Below are 25,371 nucleotides of genomic sequence, written 5' to 3' on the forward strand. Positions count from 1 at the left end.
GGCCGCATTCTGGCCGCGCAGGCCGGATTTAGAAGGCCGCTTCTAAATTGCTGCAGAGCAGCAAAAACCACTTGATCGCCGCGTTCAGCTGCCTATACTTGAGGCCATGCTGCACCGCAACATAGACGACGAGGCGCAGCGCAACGTGAATCGACCACCCCATCATCCTTTCTGGAGATCTCAAATGGCCCTGACCGCTGACCAAATCCTCGCCGCCCAAAAAGCCAACCTCGAAACCCTGTTCGGCCTGACCACCAAGGCCTTCGAAGGCGTCGAAAAGCTGGTCGAACTGAACGTGACCGCTTCCAAGGCCGCCCTGACCGAAGCCCAGAGCACCGCCCAGGCTGCCCTGAGCGTCAAGGACGCCCAAGAGCTGCTGACGCTGCAAGCCAGCCTGTTCCAGCCCCTGGCCGAAAAGACCGCTGCCTACAGCCGTCACCTGTACGACATCGCCCAAGGCACCAGCGCCGAATTCTCGAAGGCTTTCGAAGCCAAGGCCGCTGAAGCCCAGCAAGCCTTCGTCGGCCTCGTCGACAGCGCTTCCAAGAACGCCCCCGCCGGTTCGGAAACCGCCGTCGCCGTGCTCAAGAGCGCCGTGGCTGCCGCCAACAACGCTTTCGAATCGGTCCAGAAGGCCGTCAAGCAAGCGTCGGACGTCGCCGAAGCCAACTTCAACGCCGTGTCGACCCAAGCCGTCGCCGCTGCCAAGACGGCCACCGCTTCGCGCAAGCGCTAAGCACCGACCACCACCAGTTGTCTCCTTGGGTCCTCACGGATCCAATTCAGGGCCTCATCTTCGGATGAGGCCTTTTTTTTTGGCCGACGGCCGTCTTTGATAATGCGGGTCTCATTTCAGGAGACTCTCAATGCAGATCGACGGCAAAGTTTTTATCGTGACCGGTGGCGCTTCGGGCCTCGGCGAAGGCACGGCGCGCATGCTGGCCGCCAACGGCGCCAAGGTGGTGATCGCCGACATGCAGGCTGACAAGGGCGAAGCCGTCGCCCGCGAGATCGGTGGCGTGTTCGTGAAGTGCGACGTGAGCCAGGAAGCCGACGGCCAGGCCGCCGTGGCCGCCGCGCTCAAGCTGGGCAAGCTGGTCGGCCTCGTGAACTGCGCCGGCATCGCGCCGGCCGAGAAGACCGTGGGCAAGAACGGCCCGCACGCGCTGGCCGTGTTCAGCAAGACCGTCACGGTCAACCTGATCGGCAGCTTCAACATGATCCGCCTGGCGGCCGACGCCATGGGCAAGAACGAGCCCGAAGCCACGGGCGAACGCGGCGTGCTGATCTCGACCGCCTCGGTCGCGGCCTACGACGGCCAGATCGGCCAGGCCGCCTACAGTGCCTCGAAGGGCGGCGTGGTCGGCATGACCCTGCCCATCGCCCGCGACCTCGCGCGCAGCGGCATCCGCAACATGACCATCGCCCCCGGCATCTTCGGCACGCCCATGCTGTTCGGCATGCCGCAGGAAGTGCAGGACGCGCTGGCGGCCAGCGTGCCCTTCCCCTCGCGCCTGGGCACGCCCGAGGACTACGCCAAGCTGGCCAAGCACATCATCGAGAACGACATGCTCAACGGCGAGGTGATTCGTCTGGACGGAGCGATTCGATTGGCCCCTCGCTGATCTCGGACGCCGGCGGCTTCGTGCTGCCGGTGCGGTCCAGGCGCTCGTAGTTCGCGATCACCTGGGCCCCGAGCAGCACCAGCATGGCGGCGATTTCCAGGCTCAGCAGCACCACGATCGCCGTGGTGAGCGAGCCGTAGACGATGTTCACCTGCGACAGCGTCGAAAAGTACCAGATCAGCACGCGCCGCGTGGCCTCCCACAGCAGCGCGGCGGTCACGCCGCCCAGCAGCGCATGCCGCAGCGACATGCGCCCGGCCGGCATCACGAGGTAGAGCGAGGTCAGCATGAAGATCTCGCCGCCCAGCCCCAGCAGGTACAGCAGCAGGCCCGAAATACCCGACAGCGACCAGCTGCGCCCCAGCAGGTCGACGCTTTCCTGCCCCACCAGCTGCAGCGCCCCCGACACCAGCGTGACCAGCAGCAGCCCCGCGCACAGGCTCAGGATGTAGAGGTACGGCATCGCCACCGACACGAGAAAGTGGCGCTTGTGATCGTCCTTGCGGTGGTGAAAGATCACCGCCATCGCGCTTTCGAGCACGCTGAACGCCAGTGAGCTGAAGAAGATCATCGTCACCAGCAGCACCGGCCCGAGCACCGAGCGGTGGTCCAGGAAACTCGACAGCTCGGCCACGATCGCTTTCGACTGCCCCGGCAGCAGCCATTCGAGGTAGCGCCCGATGGTGCGCAGCAGCTCGGCCTGGTCGATCACGTGCGACAGCGCCATCACGCTCACGATCAACAGCGGCACGATCGACAGCAGCGCGTAGTACGCCACCGCCCCCGCCAGCAGCAACCCCTGGTTGGCGCGAAAGTCCTTGAGCGCGCCCCAGACGAAGCGCAGCGGATGGCGCAGCAGCGGCGCGGCGTGTTGCAAAGGCAGTGGCGTCTTCATGCGTGATGTGGATTTGCGGCGGGGTTCAGTATGCCGCCCGTGCGCTTGCGTATGATTTGCCGCTCCCCGCAGCCATGACCATCCCCGCTTCATTCATCCAGGAACTCATCGCGCGCGCCGATGTGGTCGAAATCGTCGGCCGCTACGTCCAGCTCAAGAAGGCCGGCGCCAATTTCATGGGGCTGTGCCCCTTCCACGGCGAGAAGTCGCCCTCGTTCTCGGTCAGCCCGACCAAGCAGTTCTATCACTGCTTCGGTTGCGGCGTGCACGGCAACGCCATCGGCTTCCTCATGGAACATGCGGGCATGGGCTTCGTCGAGGCCGTGCACGACCTGGCCGGCCAGTACGGCCTGGTCGTGCCCGAGGACGACGTCTCGCCCGCCGAACGCGCCCGCGCCGCCAGCCAGCGCCAGAAGCAGGCCACGCTGACCGACGTGCTCGAGAAGGCCGGCGACGCCTACCGCAAGGCGCTGCGCCAGGCGCCCGGCGCCATCGACTACCTCAAGGGCCGCGGCGTGTCGGGCGAGATCGCCAAGCAGTTCGGCATCGGCTATGCGCCGGCCGGCTGGCGCGCGCTGGCCAGCGTGTTTCCCGACTACGACGACCCGCTGCTCGCCGAGAGCGGGCTGGTGATCGTCAACAACGAAGAAGGCAAGCTCAGCGACGAGGAGGCCAAGCGCTACGACCGCTTCCGCGATCGCGTGATGTTCCCGATCCGCAACGTCAAGGGCGAGTGCATCGGCTTCGGCGGGCGCGTGCTCGGCGACGAAAAGCCCAAGTACCTGAACTCGCCCGAGACGCCCGTCTTCAGCAAAGGCCGCGAACTCTACGGCCTGTACGAGGCCCGCGCCGCCTTCCGCGACCGCGGCTACGCGCTCGTCACCGAGGGCTACATGGACGTGGTGGCGCTGGCCCAGCTCGGTTTCCCGAACGCGGTGGCCACGCTGGGCACGGCCTGCACCACCGAGCATGTGCAAAAGCTCTTCCGCTTCACCGAATCGGTGGTGTTCAGCTTCGACGGCGACGCGGCCGGGCGCCGCGCCGCACGCAAGGCGCTCGACGGCGCCCTGCCCTACGCCACCGACACGCGCAGCATCAAGTTCCTGTTCCTGCCGGCCGAGCACGACCCCGACAGCTACATCCGCGCACACGGCGCCGAGGCCTTCGCGGGCTTCGTGGCCGAGGCCACGCCGCTGTCGCGCTTCATGCTCGAAGCCGCCCGCGAAGGCTGCGACCTGAGCTCCGCCGAGGGCCGCGCCCACATGACGAGCAACGTGCGCCCGCTCTGGAGCGCGATGCCCGACGGCGCGCTCAAGCGGCAGCTGCTCAGCGAGATCGCCACGCTGGTCCAGCTCGACGCCGCCGCGCTGTCCGACCTGTGGGCCACGGCCGCGCCCGGCCCGCGCAAGGGCGCCGGTGCGCCGCCCCAGGCCCCGCAGCGCCACAGCGAACCCGACAGCTACGGCAACGACCCCGGCGACTACTACCCGGACATGCCGCCGACGCAGGACTATGAGCCGCCGCGCTACGAAAACGAGAGCAAGCCCAAGTTCCAGCCGCGCAAGTTCACCAAGGGCAAGCGCTGGGGCGGCAAGTTCGAGGAGCCCATCGAGCCGCTGCGCGGACGCGGCAAGCCGCCGAGCCGGCCCGACGTGGCGGTGCGGCTGGTGCTGTCGAACATGGCGCAGTGGGAGGCGCTGTCGCACGAGCTGCACGTGATGCTGTGCGACCTGCCGGGCGAGCACGGCGCCCTCTTCACCTGGCTGGACAGCCAGCTGCACGAGCACGGCGTGCAACCCTGGGCGGCGCTGCGCGAAGGCCTGCGCGGGCTCGATTTCGCGCCGCTGGCCGAGCGCCTCATGAGCGTTTCCGAGGCCGGGCCGGTGCCCGAGGGCGAGGAAGAGCAGCACTTGGCCGAGGCTGCCAAGGAGCTGGGGAGCGTGCTCGACTTCATGCTCGACGACCGGCTCAAGGCCCAGCAGAGCGAGGCCATCGCTTCGGTCGGAAAAGACCCGAAAGCCCTGGAACGCTACAAGGCACTGGAAGCCCGCCGGCTCGAATTGCGTGACCGCATTCGCGCGTCGGGGACAGATACTGCTTGAAATTTGCGCAACAGGCTATAATGTAGGGCTTCGCAACTGGCGAAATTAGGCAAGAGCGACAGCAGCACCTCCGGGCCGACCCCTAGCGCAACGCACTCCAACGGTAAATTCCGGCGGAAAGGGTCAATAACCGCAAGGACTGCACACCAAATGTTCGCCCGACATCTTGCCTGGTGAGGAATTAATTCCTCGTTTCCCAATTGTTTTGTCCGTGCCTGTGCACGGGCATGGTGGTGCTGTCCGCGTGACAGCGCGCCTGTGATCCCGCTTGTCTTTTCTTGTCGTAACGAGGTCGTATGCCCAGTTCAAAGAAGCCTGCTCCTTCACTTGCCAAAAGCGCCAAGAGCGCTGCCACCAAGCCCGCAGCAGAGAAACCGCTGAAAGCCGGTGCCAAACCGGCAACCAAGACGGCTGCCGCCGCGTCCAAAACGGCAGCCGCAACGAAAGTGAAAACCGTGCCCACGAAATCGACCTCTCTCGACGATCCAAAAAAAGCCGCGGCCACTGCCACGGCTGCCCCCGCCGCCAAGAAAGTTGGCCGTCCGCCCAAGGCCGCCGGCGCTGCCGCCACGCCCGCCACCGGCGCCAAGCGCGGGCGCAAGCCCAAGGCCGCCAAGGAAGCCGGCGAGAGCGACATCGACCTGTCGGACATCGAGGAAGACCTGGCCGGTGACGAGCCCGCGGCCGTCGCGACCACCGAAGAGAAGGTCAAGCCGCTGCGCATGAAGATCAGCAAGGCGAAGGAACGCGCCTTGATGAAGGAGTTCGGCCTCGACGAGACCGTGCTCTCCGAAGAAGACCTGGCCAAGCGCCGCTCGCGCCTGAAGACCCTGATCACGCTGGGCAAGACCCGCGGCTACCTCACGCACGGCGAAATCTCCGACCACCTGCCCGACAAGCTGGTCGACGCCGAGACCATGGAAGTCGTGGTCACCATGCTCAACGACATGGGCGTGGCGGTGTACGAGCAGACGCCCGACGCCGAAACCCTGCTGCTGAACAACACCGCGCCCACCGCCACCACGGTGGAAGAAGCCGAAGAAGAAGCCGAAGCCGCCCTGTCCACGGTGGACAGCGAATTCGGCCGCACCACCGACCCGGTCCGCATGTACATGCGCGAAATGGGCACGGTCGAGCTGCTGACGCGCGAAGGCGAAATCGAAATCGCCAAGCGCATCGAAGGCGGCCTGATGGCCATGATGGAAGCCATTTCGGCCTCCCCCGCCACCATCGCCGCGATCCTCGAAATGGCCGCGACGATCCGTGAAGGCAAGGTCGTCATCTCGACCATCGTGGACGGCTTCTCGAACCCCAACGAGGCCGACGACTACGTGGCCGAAGAAGACTTCGACGAATTCGACGAAGAAGACGACGACGACGGCAAGGGCGGCTCCAAGGCCCTGACCAAGAAGCTCGAAGAACTCAAGAACGAAGCCCTCTCGCGCTTCGACCGCATCGCCGAGATGTTCGAGAAGATCCACAAGATCTACGAGAAGGAAGGCTACGGCACGCCCGCGTACACCAAGGCCCAGCAGGCCGTGTCCGACGAGCTGATGACCATCCGCTTCACGGCCAAGACCATCGAGAAGCTGTGCGACCTGGTGCGCACCCAGGTGGACGACGTGCGCAAGAAGGAACGCGAACTGCGCCGCATCATCGTGGACAAGTGCGGCTTCCCGCAGGACGAGTTCATCCGCGACTTCAGCGGCTTCGACAAGAACGGCAACCGCATCGCCTCCAACCTGCTGAACCTCAAGTGGGTCGAGAAGCAGGCCGCGGCCGGCAAGCCCTGGAGCGCCGTGCTCGCGCGCAACATCCCGCCGGTGCAGGAACTGCAGCAGAAACTCACCGACATCCAGTCGCGCGTGGTGGTGCCGCTGACCGAGCTCAAGGACATCAACAAGCGCATGAACGAGGGCGAATCGTCCTCGCGCGATGCCAAGAAGGAAATGATCGAGGCCAACCTGCGCCTCGTGATCTCCATCGCCAAGAAGTACACCAACCGCGGCCTGCAGTTCCTGGACCTGATCCAGGAAGGCAACATCGGCCTGATGAAGGCGGTCGACAAGTTCGAATACCGTCGCGGCTACAAGTTCTCGACCTACGCGACGTGGTGGATCCGCCAGGCCATCACCCGCTCGATCGCCGACCAGGCGCGCACCATCCGCATCCCGGTGCACATGATCGAGACGATCAACAAGATGAACCGCATCTCGCGCCAGCACTTGCAGGAGTTCGGCTTCGAGCCCGACGCCGGCATCCTGGCCGCCAAGATGGAGATCCCGGAAGACAAGATCCGCAAGATCATGAAGATCGCGAAGGAGCCGATCTCGATGGAAACCCCCATCGGCGACGACGACGATTCGCACCTGGGCGATTTCATCGAGGACAGCAGCAACACGGCCCCCATCGAGGCCGCCATGCAAGCGGGTCTTCGCGACGTGGTCAAGGACATCCTCGACTCCCTCACGCCGCGCGAAGCCAAGGTGCTGCGCATGCGCTTCGGCATCGAGATGAGCACGGACCACACGCTGGAAGAAGTCGGCAAGCAGTTCGACGTGACCCGCGAGCGCATCCGCCAGATCGAAGCCAAGGCACTGCGCAAGCTGAAGCACCCGTCGCGTTCCGACAAGCTGCGCAGCTTCATCGACACCCTGTAATCCAGGTTCGCTGAAGCCCAAGCGCCCGCCTTGCCCCTCACCCGGGCGGCGGGCGTTCTCGTTTTCCACCGACACACAACACACAAGTACAACGGAGCCGCCTTTCCATGAATCCCGACGCAGACAAACTCTGGCAAGCCCCGCGCTGGGCGCTTGCCGTGCTGCTCGCCGTGCTGGGCATGCTCGGGCCCTTCTCCATCGATACCTACATCCCGGCCTTCTCGGGCATCGCGAAATCGATCGGCGCCACGCCGGCCGAGATGCAGCAGACGCTGTCGGCTTACCTGTTCGGCTTTGCCTTCATGAACCTGTTCCACGGCGCGCTGTCGGACAGCTTCGGCCGCCGGCCCGTGGTGCTGTGGGGGCTGGCGGTGTTCACGCTGGCCTCGCTGGGCTGCGCGCTGTCGCAGAACATCACGCAGCTGGTGCTGTTCCGCGGCCTGCAGGGCCTGTCGACCGGCGCCGGCATCGTGGTGTCGCGCGCCGTCATCCGCGACATGTTCCCGCCGGCCGAGGCGCAGCGGGTGATGAGCCAGGTCACGATCTACTTTGGCGTCGCGCCGGCCATCGCACCCATCGTGGGCGGCTTCCTGTTCGTGCACGCGGGCTGGCACTCGATCTTCTGGTTCCTCGTGGCCGTGGGCGTGGTGCTGTTCGTCGCCAACTACAAGCTGCTGCCCGAGACGCTGCACAAGGACCACCGCCAGCCCTTCCAGGTGCGCCACCTGATGCGCGGCTACCGCGACCTGTGTTCCGACCCGCGCTTTCTGCTGCTGGCCTTCGCGAGCGGCGTGCCCTTCAACGGCATGTTCCTCTACGTGCTGGCCGCGCCCGCGTTCCTGGGCGACCACCTGGCGCTGCAGCCGCAGCAGTTCTTCTGGTTCTTCCTGCTGACCATCGGCGGCATCATGCTCGGCGCGCGCGCCAGCGGCCGCATGGCCGGCAAGGTGGCGCCCAAGCGGCAGATCCGTGACGGCTTCCTGATCATGATGGTCACCTCGGTGGTCAACGTGGTGGCCAACATCTTCTTCCAGGCGCACGTGGCCTGGGCCGTGTGGCCGCTGGCGGTGTTCGCCTTCGGCTGGGCGCTGATGGTGCCGGTGGTCACGCTGCTGGTGCTCGACCTGCACCCCGAGCGCCGCGGCATGGCCTCGTCGCTGCAGGCCGTGATCGGCTCCACCGCCAACGGCGTCGTGGCCGGCGCGGTGGCGCCGCTGGTGATGCACTCCACGCTGGCACTGGCTCTCACCTCCGCGCTGATGCTCACGATCGGGCTGGTCGCCTGGGTCTGGCTGCACCACCGCTGGCCCGACATCGGGCGTCGGGTGGCCCACGAAGAAGCCTGAGGGGGACGGGGGGATGCGATTCGCCGCACTGTGGACCTATCTGCGCGCCTGGCTCCCGGGCCCTTCCAACGTCAACGCGCGCGAGCGCCTGCGCGCCGTGGGCGGCGCAGGCATCGGGCTGTTGATCACCGGCCTGCTGTGCCGCTGGCTGGCCGTGCCGCTGGAGCATGCGGTGTGGCTGGTCGCGCCGATGGGCGCCACCGCCGTGCTCGTGTTCGCCGTGCCCGCCAGTCCGCTGGCGCAGCCCTGGTCGGTGATCGGCGGCAACACGCTGTCGACGCTGGTGGGCATCGCCTGCGCCAGCTGGATTCCCGACACCGCCGTGGCCGCCGCCGTGGCCGTGGCGCTGGCCATCGGCCTGATGTTCTTCACGCGCTGCCTGCACCCGCCCGGCGGCGCGGCGGCGCTGCTGGCGGTGCTCACGCACACCACCGATTTTTCGGCGGCGCTGTTCCCGGTGCTCGTGAACTCGCTGCTGCTGGTGCTGGCCGGCGTGGCCTACAACACGCTCACGGGGCGGCGCTATCCGCACGTGCAAGTGGCGCGCCCGCCCTCGCCCGACGCACGCTTCAGCCAGGCCGACATCGACGCCGTGCTGGCGCGCTACAACCAGGTGCTCGACATCAGCCGCGACGACCTCGAATCGCTCATTCAACAGACCGAGCTCGAGTCATACAAGCGCCGCCTGGGCACGCTGCACTGCGCCGACATCATGTCGCGCACGCCGATCTCGGTGGAGTTCGGCACGCCGCTGCAGGAAGCCTGGACGCTGATGCACCAGCACCGCATCAAGGCGCTGCCGGTGACCGACCGCACGCGCCGCGTGGTCGGCATCGTCACGCAGGCCGACTTCTTCCGCCAGCTCGACCTGCAGCACCACGACGGCATCGCCGGCCGGCTGCGCGACCTGATCCGCGCCACGCGCACGGTGATGTCGAACAAGCCCGAGGTGGTCGGCCAGATCATGACGCGCCAGGTGCGCGTGGCCAGCGCCGACCGGCCGGTGGTCGAGCTGGTGCCGCTGTTCTCCGAAGGCGGGCACCACCACATTCCGATCATCGATGAAGAGAAGCGGCTGACGGGGATGATCACGCAGTCGGATTTCGTGCGGGCGCTGTACCGCGCGGTGAGCCCGGCGTAGCGCCCGCACCTCGCCTCCCCCTTCTCGCGAAGGGGAAGGCGCAAGGCTTCACTCCAGCACCACGTTCGCCTTCTTCACCAGCGCCGCATAGCGCGCGGCCTCGCTGCGGAAGTAGCTCGCCGCCTGCTCGGGCGACGTGGGCTTGACGATGTTGCCCTGCTTGTCCATCGCCTCGCGCACCTCGGGCGCGGCAAAGGCGGCCACGATGGCCTCGTGCACGCGCTTCACGTCGGCCGGCTGCATCTTCGGCGGGCCGATCACCGCGAACCAGCCCTCGACCGCGTAGTTCGGCAGCCCCTGCTCCGCGATCGTCGCAATCTCGGGCGCGGCCGGTGAGCGCGCCGGGCCGCACAGGCCGATGGCGCGCAGCGCGCCGCTCTTCAGATGCGGCTGCACCGCCGGCAGCGCGACCACGCCCATCTCGACCTGGCCCGCGATCATGTCGGTCACCATCGGCCCGGTGCCCTTGTACGGAATGTGCCGCGCCTTCACGCCGGCCTCGTCCATGAACATCTCGCCCGCGAGGTGGATGATGGTGCCGTTGCCCGACGAGGCGTAGTTGTAGCCCTCGGGTTTCGCGCGCAGCAACGCCACCAGTTCCTTCACGTTCTTCGCCGGCAGCTTCGGGTTCACGGCCAGCACCAGCGGCGTGGCGCCGACCACGCTGATGGGCGTGATGTCGGCGATGGCGTCGAAGGGCATCTTCTTGAACACGCTCGGGTTGATCACGTGGTTGTTCGACACCATGCCGAGCGTGAACCCGTCGGGCGGCGCCTTGATCACGGCCGAGGTGCCGGTGATGCCGCCGGCGCCCGGCAGGTTCTCGATCACCACCGGCTGGCCCAGCGCCTTGCCGAGCGCGACCGAGGCGGCGCGCGCGATGGCGTCCACGCCCGAGCCCGCGCTGATCGGCAGGATGAAGCGCACGGGCTTGTCGCCGCCCTGCGCGAACACCGGGCGGGCGGCCGACAGCACGACCGCCGACACCCCCAGGCCGAGCAGCGCACGGCGGTTGAATGAAGAAGAGGAAAACGGAATCGGGCTCATGGGTCTTGTCTCTCTTTGTCTTTGTCGGTGCTTGAAGAATCAGGCCACGGCCGCTTCGGCATGCAGCGCCTCGACCTGCTCGTGCGCGTAGCCCAGCTCGGCCAGCAGCGCGCGCGTGTGCTCGCCCAGCGTCGGCGGATGCAGGCGCACGCCCAGGCGCTCGCCACCGAGCGTGATCGGGAACAGCGTGGTCTGCGCCATCTCGCCGGCCCGCTCGCCATCGGGCAGGCGGATGTCGGCGAGGCCGCCGGTGGCCTGCAGGTGCGGATCGGCATACAGGTCTTCGGGCCGCGTGATCGGCGCGAACGGCAGGCCGCGCGCCTCGAAGATCGCCGACAGCTCCGCGGCCGAACGGTCGGCCAGGCGGGTGCGCAACGCGGCCAGCAAGGTCGGGCGCAGGCGCACGCGGTCGTTGTTGGTCTGCAGCGTGGCGTCGGCCTTCAGGTCGTCGAAACCCAGCGCATCGCAGAAGGTCTTCCACTGCGCGTCGCTCACGGCCGCCAGGAAGATCTGCTCGCCGTCCTTCACGGTGAACACGTCGTACAGCGCCCACGCCGAAATGCGCTCGGGCATCGGCGCGGCCGCCTGCCCCGTGATGGCGTACTGCAGCATGTGCTGGCCGACGAGGAACACGTTGTTCTCGAAGAGCGCCGACTGCACCTCCTGCCCCTGGCCGGTTTCGGCGCGCTGCATCAGCGCGGCGATGGCGCCGATGGCGCCGAACATGCCGCCCATGATGTCGTTCACGCTCGTGCCCGCGCGCAGCGGATCGCCGGGGCGCCCGGTCATGTACGCGAGCCCGCCCATCATCTGCACCACCTCGTCGAGCGCGGTGCGGTGCTCGTAGGGGCCGGGCAGGAAGCCCGTGTGGTTCACGTACACGAGGCGCGGATTGAGCTTGCCCAGCGCGGCGTAGCCCAGGCCGTACTTGTCCATCGTGCCGGGCCGGAAGTTCTGCGCCACCACGTCGGCCGTGGCGCACAGGCGCAGCGCGGCCTCGAGCCCCTGCGGATGGCGCAGGTCGAGCGCGATGCTCTTCTTGTTGCGGTTGAACATCGGGAAGAAGCCCGCACCCGCGCCCAGCAGGTGCCGCGTGCGGTCGCCGTCGATGGGCTCGACCTTGATGACTTCGGCGCCCAGGTCGGCCAGCACCATGCCGCAGGTCGGCCCCATGACCATGTGCGTGAACTCGACCACGCGGATGCCCGCGAGCGGCAGGCGTTTGGCTTCGGTGCTCATGCGGCGACGCCTTCCGACGGTGCAAAGGTCTTCGGAAAGCCCGCGCGCCACACCGTGCCCTGCAGCATCTCGCCGTCGAGCCAGCCGGCCACGCGCTTCCTCAGATCGAGCAGCTTCGGCAGATCGACACCCGTCTGCACGCCCATGCTCTCGAGCATGAAGACGAGGTCTTCGGTGTCGACATTGCCGCTCGCGCCCGGCGCATGCGGGCAGCCGCCGATGCCGGCCAGGCAGGCGTCGAAGCGCGTGATGCCGACCTCCAGCGCGGCGTAGACATTGGCCAGGCCCAGCCCGCGCGTGTCGTGGAAATGCCCGCACCACAGGCGGTCGCCCGCGATGCGCAGTGCGCGCTCGAACAGGCTGCGCACCATGGCCGGATCGGCGTAGCCCACCGTGTCGGCCAGGCTCACGCGGTCGGCGCCAGCGTCGAGCAGCGCCTGCATCAGGCGCAGCACCTCGTCGGGGTCGACATGGCCCTGCAGCGTGCAACCGAAGGCCGTGCCCACGCCCCCGTCGATCAGCGTCTTCGCGCCCGCCGCGTCGCGCGCCGCACGGATGCGGCCGACCTCGGCCACCACCTCGTCGGGCGTCTTGCGCAGGTTGGCCAGGCTGTGCGCATGGCTGGCCGACAGCGGCACCATCATCAGGTCGGCCTCGCCCGCGATGGCGCGCTCGGCGCCCTTCAGGTTGGGCACGAGCACCGAGGCGAAAAGCCCCGGCAGCGTCTTCGCATACGCCAGCAGCTCGGCCGTGTCGGCCAGTTGCGGCAGCAGGTGCGCCGGCACGAACGAGCCGACCTCGATCTCGCGCTGGCCGGCCGCGTGCGCGTCGCGGATCCATTCGAGCTTGCGTGCCGTGGGCAGCACGCGGGCAATGCTTTGCAGCCCGTCGCGCAGGCCCACTTCGCGGACGACCGCGCGCGGCGGCAGGAAGGCGTGAATCAAGAGCGTGTCTCCGTCGTGAGGGAATGACGCCGATCGTAGAAGTTCCGATTCAGTCCTGAAGGTATATTTTGGAAGCCGTTTGCTTCCAAATTGGAACTTCATGAGAGACCTCGACCTGACCACCCTGCGCCTGTTCGTCGCTGTCTGCGACAGCCGCAGCATCGCGCGCGCGGGCGAGCAGGCGAACATCGTCGGCTCGGCGATCAGCAAGCGCCTGGCCCAGCTCGAAGACACGGTCGGCACGCCGCTGCTGCTGCGCAAGCGCCGCGGCGTGGTGCCCACGCCGGCCGGCGAAACGCTGCTCGAACACGCGCGCGCCATGCTCGGCAGCGCCACCCGCATCGAGCGCGACATGGCCGCCTACGCGGGCGGCGCGCGCGGGCATGTGCGCATCCTGGCGTCGGCCTCGGTCATGGCCGAGTCGCTGGCCGAGGACGTGGCGGGCTTTCTGCAAGACCCGGCGCACCGCAACATCCGCGTCGACATGGAAGAGCGCGTGAGCCCCGAGATCGTGCGCGGCATCCGCGAGGGCATCGCGTCCATCGGCCTGTGCTGGGACGCGGCCGACCTCGACGGGCTGGAGCGGCGCGACTACCGCTCCGACCACCTGGCCATCGTGGCCCACCCGTCGCACCCCGTGGCCCGCCATGACGCGGTGCGCTTCGAGCAGGTGCTCGACCACGAATTCGTCGGCATGCCCGCGCTCAGCGCCGTGCAGCTGATGCTCGCGCGCGAGGCGGCCGTGGCCGGCAAGCCGCTCGTGTACCGCGTGCTGGTGTCCAACTTCGACGCCGCGCTGCGCGTGGTGCGCGCCGGGCTGGCCATCAGCGTCGTGCCGGCGGAGGTCGCCCGGCCCTTCACCGAGGCCTTCGGACTGCGGCTGATGCCGCTCACCGACGACTGGGCGCGCCGGCGTTTCGCGATCTGCTTTCGCAGCGAGGCGGCGCTGTCGCCCTCGGCGCAGCTGCTGGTCGCGCACCTCGAGCGCTGCGCCACGGACCGCGCGGAAGCCGCCTGATTCGTCCGATATCAGAAACGATCCATTGTGCTGGCGGTGGTTTTTGTTTCGTTTCGCGCAACCTAACATCCGGTCTGTTCACGCTGTCACCCTCAACCCATCGACCGAAAGACACCGCCATGTTCCGCAGAACCCTCGTTGCCGCCGCCGCCCTGTCCGCCGCATTCGCCCTCGCGCCGCTCGCCGCCCAAGCCGCCCAGCCGCTGAAGATCGACGTCTACAACCCCGGCACGAAGTCGATGTTCCCCGTGTCGTCGGTGCTGGTCGCCGGCGCCACCGACGCCGTGCTGGTCGACGCCCAGTTCCAGCGCAACGACGCGCAGGCGCTGGTGCAGAAGATCAAGGACAGCGGCAAGAAGCTGACCACGGTCTACATCAGCCACAGCGACCCCGACTACTACTTCGGCCTGGACGTGATCCGCGCCGCCTTCCCCGACGCGAAGATCGTCGCCACGCCGCAGACCGTGGCCGCCATCCAGGCCTCCAAGGACGGCAAGCTCGCGCACTGGGGCCCGATCCTCAAGGACAACGCGCCCCAGGCGCTGGTCGTGCCCGAGCCGCTGGCCGGCGACAGCCTCGTGCTCGAAGGCAAGAAGATCCAGGTCGTCGGCCTGGACGGCCCCTCGCCCGCGCGCACGTTCGCGTGGATTCCCTCGCTGAAGGCGGTGGTCGGCGGCATTCCGGTGTCGGCCAACATCCACGTCTGGGTGGCCGACACGCAGACGGTGCAGTCGCGCCGCGACTGGCTCAAGACCCTCGACCGCATCGCCGCGCTGCACCCCAAGACCGTCGTGCCCGGCCACTACCTGCCGAACGCCGACGGCTCGGCGCCCTACACCGTGGCGTCGGTGAAGTTCACGCGCGACTACCTGAAGGCCTTCGAGACCGAAGCCACCAAGGCCAAGGACTCGGCCGCACTGATCGCCGCCATGAAGCAGCGCTACCCGAAGCTCGAAGACGCCTCGTCGCTCGAACTGGGCGCCAAGGTCATCAAGGGAGAAATGAAGTGGCCGCAATAACCAACAACAACGCCGACTCCGCCACCCTGCACTGCATCTTCGATCCGCTGTGCGGCTGGTGCTACGCCGCCGCGCCGCTGGTCGAGGCCGCGCGCACCGTGCCGGGCCTGCGCGTCGAGCTGCACGCCGGCGGCATGATGACCGGCGCCAACCGCCGCCCCATCACGCCGCAGTGGCGCGACTACGTGATCCCGCACGACAGGCGGATCGCCGAACTCACGGGCCAGCCCTTCGGCGAGGCCTACTTCGAAGGCCTGCTGCGCGACACCGGCGCGGTGATGGACTCCGAACCGCCGATCACCGCCATCCTGGCGGCCGAGTCGCTGCGCGCCGGCGGCGGGCTGGACATGGCGCACCGCGTGCAGCAGGCGCACTACGTTGAAGGTCGGCGCATCGCGGAGGCCGGCGTACTCGCCGAACTGGCGGTTGAACTCGGCTTCGACGCCGACGCCTTCGCCGCGGCCTTCGCGCAGCACACGGGCAACGCCACCGCACGCCACATCGCCGCGAGCCGCGACCTGCTGCAGCGCGCGGGCGGCCAGGGCTTTCCGACCTTCGTGCTGGCGCAGGCCGACGGCAACGCGGGGCGCATCGACATCGGGCCGTGGCTGGGGCGTGCGGACGACTGGAAGGCGCAACTCGCCACCTTCGTCGCGCCCGCGCCATCTTCAGCCGCAGCGCCTGCAGCGTGCGGCCCCGACGGCTGCGCAATCTAGCCGCATCGCCGGTCTGGGCCGGCGATGGCCTCGTTCACCACAGAACGGTGCCGATTCGGGTATGCCGCCATCAAATGAGAACTATTCTCGACAATAACTCTCCTGCGATTCGCGCGCCACACCCCAGCCCATGTCCGCCCAACTCTCCTCCAGCCCGCTGCTGAAAGCCTTCCAGGACAGCTACCAGGAACTGGTGCGCTTCATCGCGCGCCGCACCGGCAGCCCGCACGAGGCGCGGGAGCTGGCGCACGACACCTGGGTCCGGCTGGCCGAGCGTGCGCAAGCGCGGGACGACACCACCGCCGACCCCGCCCCGCCCGAGGCCGCCGTGCGCGCCTACGTCTACACCGTGGCCGAGAACCTCGCCATCGACCACCTGCGCCGCCGCCAGCGCAGCGCGGAGCGCTTCAGCCCCGCCCCCGTCGACCCCGACACCGGGCTGACGACGGGACACGACCACCACAGCACACGGGACGTGGCCGATGGCATCGCCCACCGGCAGGCACTCGACGCGGTGGATGCCGCGTTGCGGGCCCTGCCGCCGCGCAGCCGCGACATCTTCCTGGCCGACCGGCTCGACGGCGCCTGCCATGCCGAACTGGCGCGCCGCCACGGCGTGTCGATCAAGACCGTGGAGCGCGAGGTGATGCGGGCGCTCGACAGCGTCGAGGCCGCGCTGCACCGCTGGCGCGGCGAGGTTGCACCGGCGCGCGCCGGGCGGCGCCGCGCGCTGTCGGCCCTGCTCGGCGTGGGCGGCCTCAGCGTCGGCAGCGCCGCACTCTGGCAGGCCTGGCGCCAGTGGATGCCCGGCTACAGCGCCACCCTGGCCACCGCCATCGGCCGCATCCAGGGGCAGGCGCTGCCCGACGGCAGCCGCCTCACGCTCGACGCCGCGAGCCGCGCCGAGGTCCAGTACTTCGCCACGCGCCGCACCGTGCGACTGCTGGCCGGCAGCGCCTTCTTCGACGTGGCGCGCGACGAGGCGCGCCCCTTCATCGTCAGCGCCCTGGGCCACGAGATCACGGTGCTGGGCACGCGCTTCGAGGTTGCGCTGCAGGACGGCGGCGTGCGCGTCGCCGTGGAATCGGGCCAGGTGCGGGTGCGCAGCGCGAGCGGCGACGCGCGCGTGCTCGGCGCGGGCGACCGCGCCTTCATCGACACGGCGCTGCAGCTGTCCACCGCCCAACCGGCCTCGGACGCCGTGAACAGCGCCGTGGCCCCGTGGCGCGACGGCTGGCTCGACTTTCATCACCAGCCGCTCGGCGAGGTGGTGGAGCGCCTGGCGCGCTACAGCCCGCGCCCCCTGCGCGTGGCGCCCGAGGCCGCGCAACTCCCGGTGTTCGGGCGCGTGCGCATCGCCGAAGCGGGCACCTGGCTGCGCCTGCTGCCCAACAGCCTGCCGGTGCGGGTGCGCGAAGACGACGGGGCGGAACGCGCCCTGGTCATCGAACGCCGCCCGATCTCCTGACGCCGGCATCCGCCTGCTGGCCTTGCCTTGTCTTTCTTGCGATCTGCATGAGGGATTGCGCTCGCTCGGTCGTATCAGTCCATGGAGCCCGGAACAACCGCCCTGCGGACGTCCCGGAATTTTCATGACCCCGACCTGAACCGAGAGAACCGCATGCCCTCCCGCCACCTTCTTCTCCCCGCCGGCCGGCGCCACCTGATCGCGGCGGCCGTGCTGTGCCTGGTCGCTCAAGCCAGCCAGACCACCTGGGCTCAGAGCGCGACACCGCCCGCCGCCGGCGCCACCATCGCCTTCTCGATCCCCGCCCAGCCGCTGGACCAGGCACTGAACCAGCTTGCGCGCCAGGCCGGCGTGCAGCTGCTGGCGGCGCCGGGCCTGCTGCAGGGCCTGCAGGGCCGCCCGGTGCAGGCCAGCCTCAGCGTGCAGGCCGCCGCCGCGCAACTGCTCCAGGGCAGCGGGCTGGCCGGCCGCGTGGCGGGCAGCACGCTGGTGATCGAGAAAGCGCCAAGCGCCGCCGGCGCCACCCTGCCGGCCGTGACCGTGAGCGCCACGGCCGAACTCGAAACCAGCCTGGGCCCGGTGCCGGGCTATGTCGCCCGGCGCAGCCAGAGCGCCACCAAGACCGACACGCCGATCCTCGAAGTGCCGCAGTCGATCTCCGTCATCGGCCGCGAAGAACTCGAAGCGCGCGGCGTGCAGACCGTGATGGAAGCCGTGCGCTACGCACCGGGCGTGGTCGCCGGCAACTGGGGCTACGACGCACGCGGCATCGACTGGCTGCTGCTGCGCGGTTTCGACGCCACCGCAGGCAACGCCATGTACCGCGACGGCCTGCTGCTGCCGGCCTACTCGCTGACCGAGCCCTACGGCGTCGAGCGCGTCGAGGTGCTGCGCGGCCCGTCGTCGGTGATGTTCGGGCTGGGCGATGCGGGCGGCATCGTCAACCGCGTCAGCAAGATGCCGAGCAGCACGCCCACGCGCGAGATCGAAGTGCAGTACGGCAGCTTCCAGCGCAAGCAACTGGCCGTGGACCTGGGCGGCGCCCTGAGCGACACGCTGAGCTACCGCCTCGTGGGCGTCGAGCTGGACAGCAACAGCCAGCAGCGCTACCCCAACGGCGCCCCCGCCGAAGTGAAGCGCAGCTACCTCGCGCCTTCGCTGCGCTGGCAGCCGTCGGCCGCCACCTCGTTCACCCTGCTCGGCGAATTCCTGAAGAGCGATGCCAGCGACGACACCTTCAACGTGACCGACGCGAAGGGGCGCGACACCGGGCTCATCCAGGGCGAACCGAACTACAGCCGGATCAAGCAGCAGCAATCGTCGCTCGGCTACCTGTTCGAGCACCACATCAACGACGACTGGACAGTGCGCCAGAACACGCGCTACTTCAGCTTCGACACCGACAAGCACCACGTGGTCGTCAACCTCGCGCCCGACGGCTACACGCTGCGGCGAACCGCGCGCTTCGCCCCCGAGTGGGTCAACCAATGGACCGCCGACACGCAGCTGCAGGGCCGCGTGCGCACCGGCGACGTCGAGCACACGCTGCTGTTCGGCGTCGACTGGTCGCGCGTCCGGTACACGGCCAAGCAGTTCTCGGGGCCGGCGCCGAGCCTGGACCTGCGCTTTCCCGTCAACGGCCTGCCGGTGGCGGAGCCGTTCCGGCCCGACAGCAACTTCACGCAGACCACCGAGCAGCTCGGCGTGTATGCACAGGACCAGATCAAATTCGGCCCCCACTGGCTGCTCACGCTCGGTGGACGGCAGGACCACGTCAAGTCCGCCACCTACGACCGGCTGAAGGGCGAGCGCACGACACAGACCGACGACAAGTTCAGCGGCCGTGCGGCCCTGAGCTACCTCGTCGGCAACGGCTGGGCACCGTACCTCAGCTACGCCGAATCCTTCATGCCGACCAGCGGCGTCGACCTGAACAGCACGCCGTTCCGGCCGAGCCGTGGCAAGCAGGTGGAGGCCGGCGTCAAGTTCCAGCCCGAGGGCACGCGCGCGCTGTTCACCGCGGCCGTGTTCGACCTGCGCAAATCCAACGTGGTGACCTACGACCAGAACACCTTCGAGGCGCGCCAGATCGGCCGCATCCGCTCACGCGGGCTCGAACTCGAAGCCAAGGCCGAGCTGGCACGCGACCTGAACCTCACGGCCTCCTACACCTGGCTCGACACCAAGGTGCGCGAAAGCGCCAACGAGACCGAGCGCGGCAAGACACCGATCCAGGTGCCCCGCAACACGGCCTCGCTCTGGCTCGACTACACGATGGCCAGCGGCTTCGGCTTCGGCGGCGGCGTGCGCTACATCGGCAAGCGCTGGAACGATGTGGGCAACACCTCGTCCGAAGGCGGCGTCGCGCTGCTCGACGCCACGGTGCACTACAAGCGCGGGCCGTGGCGCTTCGCCTTGAGCGCCACGAACCTGGCCAACCGCCAGTACGCCGCATCGCGCGCGTACAGCAAGTACTACCCCGGCAGCGATCGCGCGGTGGTCGCGAGCGCGAAGTACCAGTTCTGAGGCCGGCGCCTAGGCGACCTTCTCCAGGAACACCAGCCGGATCGGCGCGTCCAGCAGCGCGTCGAACCGCTTTTCGAAGGCCTGGAAATACGGCGTGGCGAAGTGCGCGTCCAGCGCTGCCTGGTCCTGGAACGACTCGCGCATGTAGAAGCTGCCGGGCTCGTCGCGCAGCTCGAACAAGGTGTAGTCGAGGCAGCCGGGCTCCTGCCGCGTGGGCGCCACCAGCGCGCTCAGGGCGTCGCGCAGCGCCTCGCGCTGGCCGGTCTTGGCCTTCAGGACGGCGATGCTGATGAGGGGCGTGGTGCTCATGGGTCGGTGCGTTGTGGAGTTCGGATGCCTGCAGTCTGCGGCGACACCCGCACATGAAAAAGCCCCCTCGCCCCGAAACTCCTTCAACTGCCCCTTGAATATCGCGACCGCTTCAAGCGAGCGCTACCGGCTGCACTGGAAGCTCGCCGCCTGCGACGCATCGCCATTCACGTAGCGCGGCCACAGCGGCCACTCGCACAGCGGACGCGCACGCGTGGTCTTGAACGGCGGCTGCACTTCCTGTTCAAGCAATTGCAGCCCGGCCGGCGCACGCCCGCGCTCGACCCAGTCGGCCAGCGCGCCGAGCATGTCGACGTTGGCCGGTGCGCCGCTGCCCACATGGTCGACACCGGGCGCGGTGTACAGGCGCATGAAGCGGTCCACGTTCTCGCGGCCCATGCGTGCCACCACCGACTCGTAGTAGCGGATGCCCGCGAACGGGCTCTGCGCGTAGTCGGCCATGTGCTCCAGCATCAGCAGCTTGCCGCCGCGCGCATGGAAGGCGCTGAGGTCGGGGTTGGTCGAATCCATCAGCTGCGACACGGTGGCGATGCGGGCCGCGAAGTCTTCGGCGCGGTAGTTGCGCACGTCGAGCGACGGATTGCGCGCGTAGAAATACTGCAGCGCGCCGCTGCCATAGAACCACGCGATGCCGTTGCTCGGCTGCGGCGGCACGGTCGGCGCGGCGGAGCCGGTCCACCACGCGTTCCAGCCGCCCATCGAGGCGAAGGCCGGCGTACCTTCACCGCCGATGCCCCAGCCCGGGTACTCGGTGACGCCATGCGCCAGCGGCACGGGCGAGCGCCACGGCGAGCGCAGCGTGCGCACCGCCTGCACCTGCGCGTCGTTGAGGCAGTTGTCGCCGCTCGTGCCCGCTGCGCAGCGCAGGGTGGCGGGGTCGAAGCGCTGCAGGCAGGCCACCGGGTTCGACACGATGCGGTCGGCCACGCCATCCGTCGCATCGCACGACGCGAGCACCGCGTTGTGCACCAGCTGCACCTGCGCGGGCCGCAGCCAGCCTTCGCCGAAGGTGGCGATGCCGTTGCGCGTGCCCGCATGCTGCAGCCCGGTCCAGTTGATCACCGGCACGCGGCTGAAGATGCCGTCGAAGTCATGCGGATAACGCTGCGCCATCGTGAGCGCCTCGCGCCCGCCTTCGGAACTGCCCATGAAGTAGAGCTTCTGCGGCGCGTGGCCGTAGGCGCGCTGCGTCAGCGCCACCGCCACGTCGCGCACCTTCTTGTACGAGGCATGCGCGAAGTTCACGAGCGCCTCGTCGTTGAGCGCAAAGGCCTGCGGCGGCTGGCCCTGCACGTTCTGGTGACCGGAGTCGGTGCCGTAGGTCACATAGCCCTGCGCCAGCGGGGTGGGCAGGTCGAAGCGCGCGGCGGGCACCAGCGCCAGGCCGGTGATCAGCGTGCCGTTGAAGCCCCCGCCGCCGTACTGCACGCTGCGCCCGTTCCATGCGAGCGGCAGGTTGACCTGGAACAGGATCGGCGGCGCGCTCGCGTCGACCGGTGCGATGCGCCCGAGCACCTTGCAGTACGCGGGCATTGCCGGCGTGATGCGCGACGCGGGGCTGGGGCCGCGCTCGGCCACGGCCAATGCAGACGCCGGCACGAGCGCTGCCGAGTCGATCGTCGCCGCGCCGCTGGGCAGGCCGATGGCGGTGGCCGCCACCGGCGCGGTGAGCGCCGCGCAAGCGGGGGCCGGATCGGCGCCGAGGCCCAGGCGCGTGGGGCCGGTCGGGGCCGTGCCGCATGCGGCGAGCAAGGCGGCGGTCGCCAGCATGGCGCCCCCGCTGAACACTGTCTGGGGGATCGCCATCTGTCTGTCTCCTGGTTGTTATTTGTGATCGGCCGCTGCTACCGCGCCACGCCCAGCAGCCGATCGAGCACCTCCGGCTGCGCACGCAGCGCCGCGGCCGTGTCGGCATGCACGATGGTCCCGTGGTCGAGCACCACGGCGTGGTCGGAAATCGCGAGGATCGCCTGCGGGTGCTGCTCCACGATGATCGCGGCCAGGCCTTCGTCACGCGTGATGCGGCGGATGGCGCGCAGCAGCTCCTCCACGATGATGGGCGCCAGGCCTTCGAGCGGCTCGTCGAGCAGCAGCAGCTTCGGGTTGAGCACCAGCGCACGGCCCACGGCCAGCATCTGCTGCTCGCCGCCTGACAGCTGCGTGCCCAGGTTGGTCTTGCGCTCGGCCAGGCGCGGGAACATCTCGTAGACGCGCTGCGGGTTCCACTGGCCCGGGCGCTCCACGGCCGTGAGGTTCTCGTGCACCGTGAGCGACTTGAAGATGTTGCGCTCCTGCGGCACCCAGCCGATGCCCGCCGCCGCGCGTTGGTGCGGCTGCAGCTTGTGCAGCGCCGCCTGCCCGCCGAGCGCGATGGTGCCGCCGTGCTGGCGCGTGGCGCCGGCCAGCGTGTTGATGAGCGTGGTCTTGCCGGTGCCGTTGCGGCCCAGCAGCGCAAGCGTCTGGCCCTCGCCGAGCGTGAAGGCCACGTCGTGCAGCACCACGGCCTCGCCGTAGCCGGCGCTCAAGTTCTCGATGCGCAGCAGTTCAGACATGGGCATGTTCTCCGTGGCCCAGGTAGACCTCTTTGACCTTCGGGTCGTTGGCGATCGTCTCGGGGTCGCCCTCGGTCAGCAGCGCGCCGTTGACCAGCACGGTCATGCGGTCGGCGAAGCTGAACACCAGGTCCATGTCGTGCTCGATGAGCAGCACCGACACGTCGGCCGGCAGCGCGGCCACGGTCTGCAGCAGCTCTTCGCGCTCACCGGCGGGCACGCCCGCCACCGGCTCGTCGAGCAGCAGCACGCGCGGTTCGCAGGCCAGCGCGATGGCGATCTCCAGCAGGCGGCGCTTGCCGTAGGCCATGAATTTCGTCTGCTGCTGCGCGACGTCGGCGAGGTGGAACTGCTCCAGCAATTGCCCGGCCCGCTCGGCGATGCGCTTGTCCGCTCCCAGCGGGCGCCACCATTGCGCGCCGATGCCCTTGTGCTGAGACACCACGAGCGCCAGCGTTTCCAGCGGCGTCATCGAGTCGAAGAGCTGGTTGATCTGGAAGGTGCGCACCAGCCCGCGCGCCACGCGCTTGTGCGGCGCGAGCGTGGTGATGTCTTCGCCGAGCAGCGAGATGCGGCCTTCGGTGGGCGTGAGCACGCCCGTCAGCAGGTTGATCAGCGTGGTCTTGCCGGCGCCGTTCGGGCCGATCAGCGCATGGCGCGCGCCGCGTTTCAGTTCCATCGTGACGTTGTTCGTGGCCGTGATGCCGCCGAAGCGCATCACGAGGCCTTGCGTCGAGAGCACGGTGTCGGTGGTCATGCCGCACCGCCCTTCTTCTTCGCAGTGCCGAACCATGTCCACGGCTTGAGCAGGCGGTCGCGTCCCACGAGCACCAGCAGCACGAGGATGAGGCCGATCCAGAACATCCAGTACTGCGGCGTCACCGACGACAGCCAGGTCTGCAGCAACTTGAAGACGATGGCGCCGGCCACGCCGCCATACAGCCAGCCCACGCCGCCGATGACCAGCATCAGCAGCACGTCGGCCGAGCGGTCGAAGGCCAGCACGTCGAGCGAGGCGAAGCCGGTGGTCTGCGCCAGCAGCGCGCCCGCGGCGCCCGCGATGCCGGCGGCCACGGTGTAGACCACGGCGAGCCGCGACACCACCGGGATGCCGATGGCCATGGCGCGCAGCCGGTTGTCGCGGATGGCCTTGAGCGTGGCGCCGAAGGGCGAATGCACGATGCGGCGCATCACGAGGAACAGCACGAGCATCACGGCCAGCGAGTACCAGGCGGCCGTGCGGCCATACAGGTCGAATTCGAAGAGGCCGAGCACCGACCCCATCACCACGCCCTGCAGGCCGTCGGCGCCGCCGGTGAGCCAGTCGAGCTTGTTGGCGAGTTCGAGCAGCAGCAGCGCGGTGCCCAGCGTGACCATGAGCCGCGTGAGGTCGCTGCCGCGCAGGATGGTCACGCTGGCCACGAGGCCCAGCACGGCCGACAGCACGGTGGCGAACACGAGGCCGACGGTCGGGTCGGGCATGACGAGCTTGGCGAACAGCGCGGCGGCGTACGCGCCGAAGCCGAAGAAGGCCGCGTGGCCGAGCGACACGATGCCGGTGTAGCCGAGGATCAGGTCGAGCGACATCGCGAACAGCGCGACGATGGCGATCTCGTTGACCAACAGCGAGTGCGAGGGCATGGCCAGCGGCAACGCGAAGGCCACGGCCCAGACCACGAACTCCCAGGGCCGCCAGCGCGCGGTGCGCAGCAGGGCCGATTCATAGGTTGGCGCGCTCATCTCAACGGCCCCCCTTGCGCGTGAACAGGCCCTGGGGCCGCCACATGAGGATCAGGATCATGAGCAGGTAGACGGTGAACGCGCCCATCTTCGGAATGAAGTACTTGCCGGCCACGTCGGCAATGCCGAGCAGCAGCGCGGCGGCGAGCGGCCCGGTGATCGACGAGGTGCCGCCGACCGAGACGACGATGAGGAAATAGATCATGTACTTGAGCGGGAAGGTCGGATCGAGCCCGAGGATTTCCGCGCCCAGCGCGCCGCCCAGCCCGGCCAGGCCCGAGCCCACGGCGAAGGTCAGCAGGAACACGATGTTGACGTTGATGCCCAGTCCGGCGGCCACGCGCGGGTCGTCGACGGCGGCGCGCAGGCGGCTACCGAAGCGGGTCTTCGAGAGGATGAGCTGCAGCACCACGGTGAGCACGGCGCACACGGCGATGATGAAGATGCGGTAGTGGCCCATGCCCAGCAGGAACGCACCGTCGCCGAATTCGCTGCGCCCGCGCAGCCATTCGGGCAGTTGCAGGTTCTGCTGCGACGAGCCGACGAAGTAGTCGACGGCCGCGACGGCCATGAACGCCAGCCCGATGGAGAACAGCACCTGGTCCAGGTGCGGCTTGCCGTACATCGGCCGGTAGAGCGTGCGCTCCAGCAGCGCGCCGGCCAGCGCGACGACGATGAACGCGAGCGGCAGGCAGGCCAGGAACGGCACGCCGAACTTCTGCATCGCGAACACGGTGAGGTAGCCGCCCGCCATGGCGAAGGCGCCGTGCGCGAGGTTGATGAAGTTCATCAGCCCGAGCGTCACGGCCAGCCCCACGGCGAGGACGAAGAGCAGCATGCCGTAGGCGATGCCGTCGAAAAGAATGGTCAGCATGTTGTCTGGTACGTGCGTTCGGATGCGGTTCGTTCAGGGTGCGTGCTCAGGACACCGGGTACTTCCCTCCGCGAATGTCCCCCGGGCTTCGCCCTCCTCCTTGATTTCGCTGCGGGAAGCACCCAGTGC

Annotated in this window: 20 protein-coding genes and 1 pseudogene; 11 read left to right on the forward strand and 10 right to left on the reverse strand. The window is 68.7% G+C overall.

Annotated features, from left to right (window positions below):
• Nucleotides 1-184: 184 nt before the first annotated feature.
• Together AC07YS_RS22815 and AC07YS_RS22820 are read left to right on the forward strand one after the other, a co-directional pair.
• Nucleotides 185-736 (forward strand): phasin family protein, encoded by a 552-nt coding sequence (locus tag AC07YS_RS22815; protein ID WP_062470565.1) that lies wholly within the window; start codon nt 185-187, stop codon nt 734-736.
• A gap of 130 nt (nt 737-866) precedes the next feature.
• Entirely contained in the window at nt 867-1,625 is a 759-nt protein-coding gene (locus AC07YS_RS22820) for a 3-hydroxyacyl-CoA dehydrogenase (RefSeq protein WP_056590186.1), read from the forward strand.
• Here AC07YS_RS22820 and AC07YS_RS22825 read toward each other — a convergent pair.
• Nucleotides 1,573-2,520, reverse strand: coding sequence for a YihY/virulence factor BrkB family protein (locus AC07YS_RS22825; RefSeq protein WP_062470568.1), 948 nt, complete (start codon nt 2,518-2,520; stop codon nt 1,573-1,575). The two genes, AC07YS_RS22820 and AC07YS_RS22825, sit on opposite strands and share 53 nt — an antisense overlap.
• Nucleotides 2,521-2,594: 74 nt before the next feature.
• Between AC07YS_RS22825 and dnaG the strand changes: the two genes are divergently transcribed.
• From dnaG to AC07YS_RS22845, 4 genes are all read left to right on the forward strand, one after another.
• Nucleotides 2,595-4,622, forward strand: a complete 2,028-nt coding sequence (dnaG, locus tag AC07YS_RS22830) for a DNA primase (protein WP_495270029.1) — start codon at nt 2,595-2,597, stop codon at nt 4,620-4,622.
• Nucleotides 4,623-4,918: 296 nt separating this feature from the next.
• Nucleotides 4,919-7,282: an RNA polymerase sigma factor RpoD gene (gene rpoD, locus AC07YS_RS22835; RefSeq protein ID WP_495270028.1), complete on the forward strand. Its 2,364-nt coding sequence runs from the start codon at nt 4,919-4,921 to the stop codon at nt 7,280-7,282.
• Between the two features lie 107 nt (nt 7,283-7,389).
• Entirely contained in the window at nt 7,390-8,628 is a 1,239-nt protein-coding gene (locus AC07YS_RS22840; protein ID WP_062470580.1) for a multidrug effflux MFS transporter, read from the forward strand.
• 13 nt (nt 8,629-8,641) lie between these two features.
• A complete protein-coding gene (locus AC07YS_RS22845) occupies nt 8,642-9,769 on the forward strand; it encodes an HPP family protein (protein WP_159272592.1) in 1,128 nt (375 codons plus the stop codon).
• Nucleotides 9,770-9,817: 48 nt separating this feature from the next.
• On the opposite strand, the gene AC07YS_RS22850 is transcribed toward AC07YS_RS22845, so the two are convergent.
• The 3 genes from AC07YS_RS22850 to AC07YS_RS22860 are packed head-to-tail and all read right to left on the reverse strand — an operon-like array spanning nt 9,818 to nt 12,999.
• A complete protein-coding gene (locus AC07YS_RS22850; RefSeq protein WP_307694239.1) occupies nt 9,818-10,816 on the reverse strand; it encodes a tripartite tricarboxylate transporter substrate binding protein in 999 nt (332 codons plus the stop codon).
• Nucleotides 10,817-10,855: 39 nt separating this feature from the next.
• The gene (locus AC07YS_RS22855; RefSeq protein ID WP_095744605.1) at nt 10,856-12,055 is read right to left on the reverse strand and encodes a CaiB/BaiF CoA transferase family protein; all 1,200 of its coding nucleotides are present in this window, start codon (nt 12,053-12,055) and stop codon (nt 10,856-10,858) included.
• Entirely contained in the window at nt 12,052-12,999 is a 948-nt protein-coding gene (locus tag AC07YS_RS22860; protein ID WP_495270027.1) for a hydroxymethylglutaryl-CoA lyase, read from the reverse strand. Before AC07YS_RS22860 ends, AC07YS_RS22855 begins: the two co-directional genes overlap by 4 nt.
• 100 nt (nt 13,000-13,099) lie before the next feature.
• Between AC07YS_RS22860 and AC07YS_RS22865 the strand changes: the two genes are divergently transcribed.
• From AC07YS_RS22865 to AC07YS_RS22885, 5 genes and pseudogenes are all read left to right on the forward strand, one after another.
• Nucleotides 13,100-14,017, forward strand: coding sequence for a LysR family transcriptional regulator (locus tag AC07YS_RS22865; RefSeq protein ID WP_487849267.1), 918 nt, complete (start codon nt 13,100-13,102; stop codon nt 14,015-14,017).
• Nucleotides 14,018-14,136: 119 nt separating this feature from the next.
• Nucleotides 14,137-15,030, forward strand: a pseudogene (locus AC07YS_RS22870) (MBL fold metallo-hydrolase); the annotation flags it as partial.
• A 2-nt stretch (nt 15,031-15,032) separates the two neighbouring features.
• Entirely contained in the window at nt 15,033-15,752 is a 720-nt protein-coding gene (locus tag AC07YS_RS22875; protein WP_495270031.1) for a DsbA family protein, read from the forward strand.
• Between the two features lie 130 nt (nt 15,753-15,882).
• Nucleotides 15,883-17,220 carry a sigma-70 family RNA polymerase sigma factor gene (locus tag AC07YS_RS22880; protein ID WP_495270026.1) on the forward strand — a complete coding sequence of 446 codons (1,338 nt, stop codon included), beginning with the start codon at nt 15,883-15,885 and terminating at the stop codon, nt 17,218-17,220.
• 153 nt (nt 17,221-17,373) lie between these two features.
• On the forward strand, nt 17,374-19,746 hold the full coding sequence (locus AC07YS_RS22885) for a TonB-dependent siderophore receptor (protein ID WP_495270025.1): 2,373 nt from the start codon (nt 17,374-17,376) through the stop codon (nt 19,744-19,746).
• A gap of 9 nt (nt 19,747-19,755) precedes the next feature.
• On the opposite strand, the gene AC07YS_RS22890 is transcribed toward AC07YS_RS22885, so the two are convergent.
• From AC07YS_RS22890 to AC07YS_RS22915, 6 genes are all read right to left on the reverse strand, one after another.
• The gene (locus AC07YS_RS22890; RefSeq protein WP_070059654.1) at nt 19,756-20,055 is read right to left on the reverse strand and encodes a putative quinol monooxygenase; all 300 of its coding nucleotides are present in this window, start codon (nt 20,053-20,055) and stop codon (nt 19,756-19,758) included.
• Between the two features lie 123 nt (nt 20,056-20,178).
• Complete coding sequence (locus tag AC07YS_RS22895; protein ID WP_495270024.1) at nt 20,179-21,882, reverse strand: tannase/feruloyl esterase family alpha/beta hydrolase; 1,704 nt, start codon at nt 21,880-21,882, stop codon at nt 20,179-20,181.
• Between the two features lie 38 nt (nt 21,883-21,920).
• On the reverse strand, nt 21,921-22,628 hold the full coding sequence (locus AC07YS_RS22900; RefSeq protein ID WP_307694244.1) for an ABC transporter ATP-binding protein: 708 nt from the start codon (nt 22,626-22,628) through the stop codon (nt 21,921-21,923).
• Complete coding sequence (locus tag AC07YS_RS22905; protein WP_062470612.1) at nt 22,621-23,385, reverse strand: ABC transporter ATP-binding protein; 765 nt, start codon at nt 23,383-23,385, stop codon at nt 22,621-22,623. The genes AC07YS_RS22900 and AC07YS_RS22905 overlap by 8 nt, the downstream gene beginning before the upstream one ends.
• Nucleotides 23,382-24,368: a branched-chain amino acid ABC transporter permease gene (locus tag AC07YS_RS22910; protein ID WP_495270023.1), complete on the reverse strand. Its 987-nt coding sequence runs from the start codon at nt 24,366-24,368 to the stop codon at nt 23,382-23,384. The genes AC07YS_RS22905 and AC07YS_RS22910 overlap by 4 nt, the downstream gene beginning before the upstream one ends.
• A 1-nt stretch (nt 24,369) precedes the next feature.
• The gene (locus AC07YS_RS22915; RefSeq protein WP_056582994.1) at nt 24,370-25,242 is read right to left on the reverse strand and encodes a branched-chain amino acid ABC transporter permease; all 873 of its coding nucleotides are present in this window, start codon (nt 25,240-25,242) and stop codon (nt 24,370-24,372) included.
• Nucleotides 25,243-25,371 lie beyond the last annotated feature (129 nt).

It is taken from the genome of Variovorax sp. GW458-11-26-14-LB1, from assembly GCF_059423965.1.

Bases quoted from the DNA above. Each gene is read 5' to 3' on its own strand.
- dnaG (WP_495270029.1), top strand. From the start codon at position 2,595: ATGACCATCCCCGCTTCATTCATCCAGGAACTCATCGCGCGCGCCGAT.
- AC07YS_RS22905 (WP_062470612.1), bottom strand. From the start codon at position 23,385: ATGACCACCGACACCGTGCTCTCGACGCAAGGCCTCGTGATGCGCTTC.
- AC07YS_RS22900 (WP_307694244.1), bottom strand. From the start codon at position 22,628: ATGTCTGAACTGCTGCGCATCGAGAACTTGAGCGCCGGCTACGGCGAG.
- AC07YS_RS22825 (WP_062470568.1), bottom strand. From the start codon at position 2,520: ATGAAGACGCCACTGCCTTTGCAACACGCCGCGCCGCTGCTGCGCCAT.
- AC07YS_RS22850 (WP_307694239.1), bottom strand. From the start codon at position 10,816: ATGAGCCCGATTCCGTTTTCCTCTTCTTCATTCAACCGCCGTGCGCTG.
- AC07YS_RS22880 (WP_495270026.1), top strand. From the start codon at position 15,883: ATGTCCGCCCAACTCTCCTCCAGCCCGCTGCTGAAAGCCTTCCAGGAC.
- AC07YS_RS22915 (WP_056582994.1), bottom strand. From the start codon at position 25,242: ATGCTGACCATTCTTTTCGACGGCATCGCCTACGGCATGCTGCTCTTC.
- AC07YS_RS22820 (WP_056590186.1), top strand. From the start codon at position 867: ATGCAGATCGACGGCAAAGTTTTTATCGTGACCGGTGGCGCTTCGGGC.
- AC07YS_RS22815 (WP_062470565.1), top strand. From the start codon at position 185: ATGGCCCTGACCGCTGACCAAATCCTCGCCGCCCAAAAAGCCAACCTC.
- AC07YS_RS22910 (WP_495270023.1), bottom strand. From the start codon at position 24,368: ATGAGCGCGCCAACCTATGAATCGGCCCTGCTGCGCACCGCGCGCTGG.
- rpoD (WP_495270028.1), top strand. From the start codon at position 4,919: ATGCCCAGTTCAAAGAAGCCTGCTCCTTCACTTGCCAAAAGCGCCAAG.
- AC07YS_RS22845 (WP_159272592.1), top strand. From the start codon at position 8,642: ATGCGATTCGCCGCACTGTGGACCTATCTGCGCGCCTGGCTCCCGGGC.
- AC07YS_RS22890 (WP_070059654.1), bottom strand. From the start codon at position 20,055: ATGAGCACCACGCCCCTCATCAGCATCGCCGTCCTGAAGGCCAAGACC.
- AC07YS_RS22895 (WP_495270024.1), bottom strand. From the start codon at position 21,882: ATGGCGATCCCCCAGACAGTGTTCAGCGGGGGCGCCATGCTGGCGACC.
- AC07YS_RS22885 (WP_495270025.1), top strand. From the start codon at position 17,374: ATGCCCTCCCGCCACCTTCTTCTCCCCGCCGGCCGGCGCCACCTGATC.
- AC07YS_RS22855 (WP_095744605.1), bottom strand. From the start codon at position 12,055: ATGAGCACCGAAGCCAAACGCCTGCCGCTCGCGGGCATCCGCGTGGTC.
- AC07YS_RS22840 (WP_062470580.1), top strand. From the start codon at position 7,390: ATGAATCCCGACGCAGACAAACTCTGGCAAGCCCCGCGCTGGGCGCTT.
- AC07YS_RS22865 (WP_487849267.1), top strand. From the start codon at position 13,100: ATGAGAGACCTCGACCTGACCACCCTGCGCCTGTTCGTCGCTGTCTGC.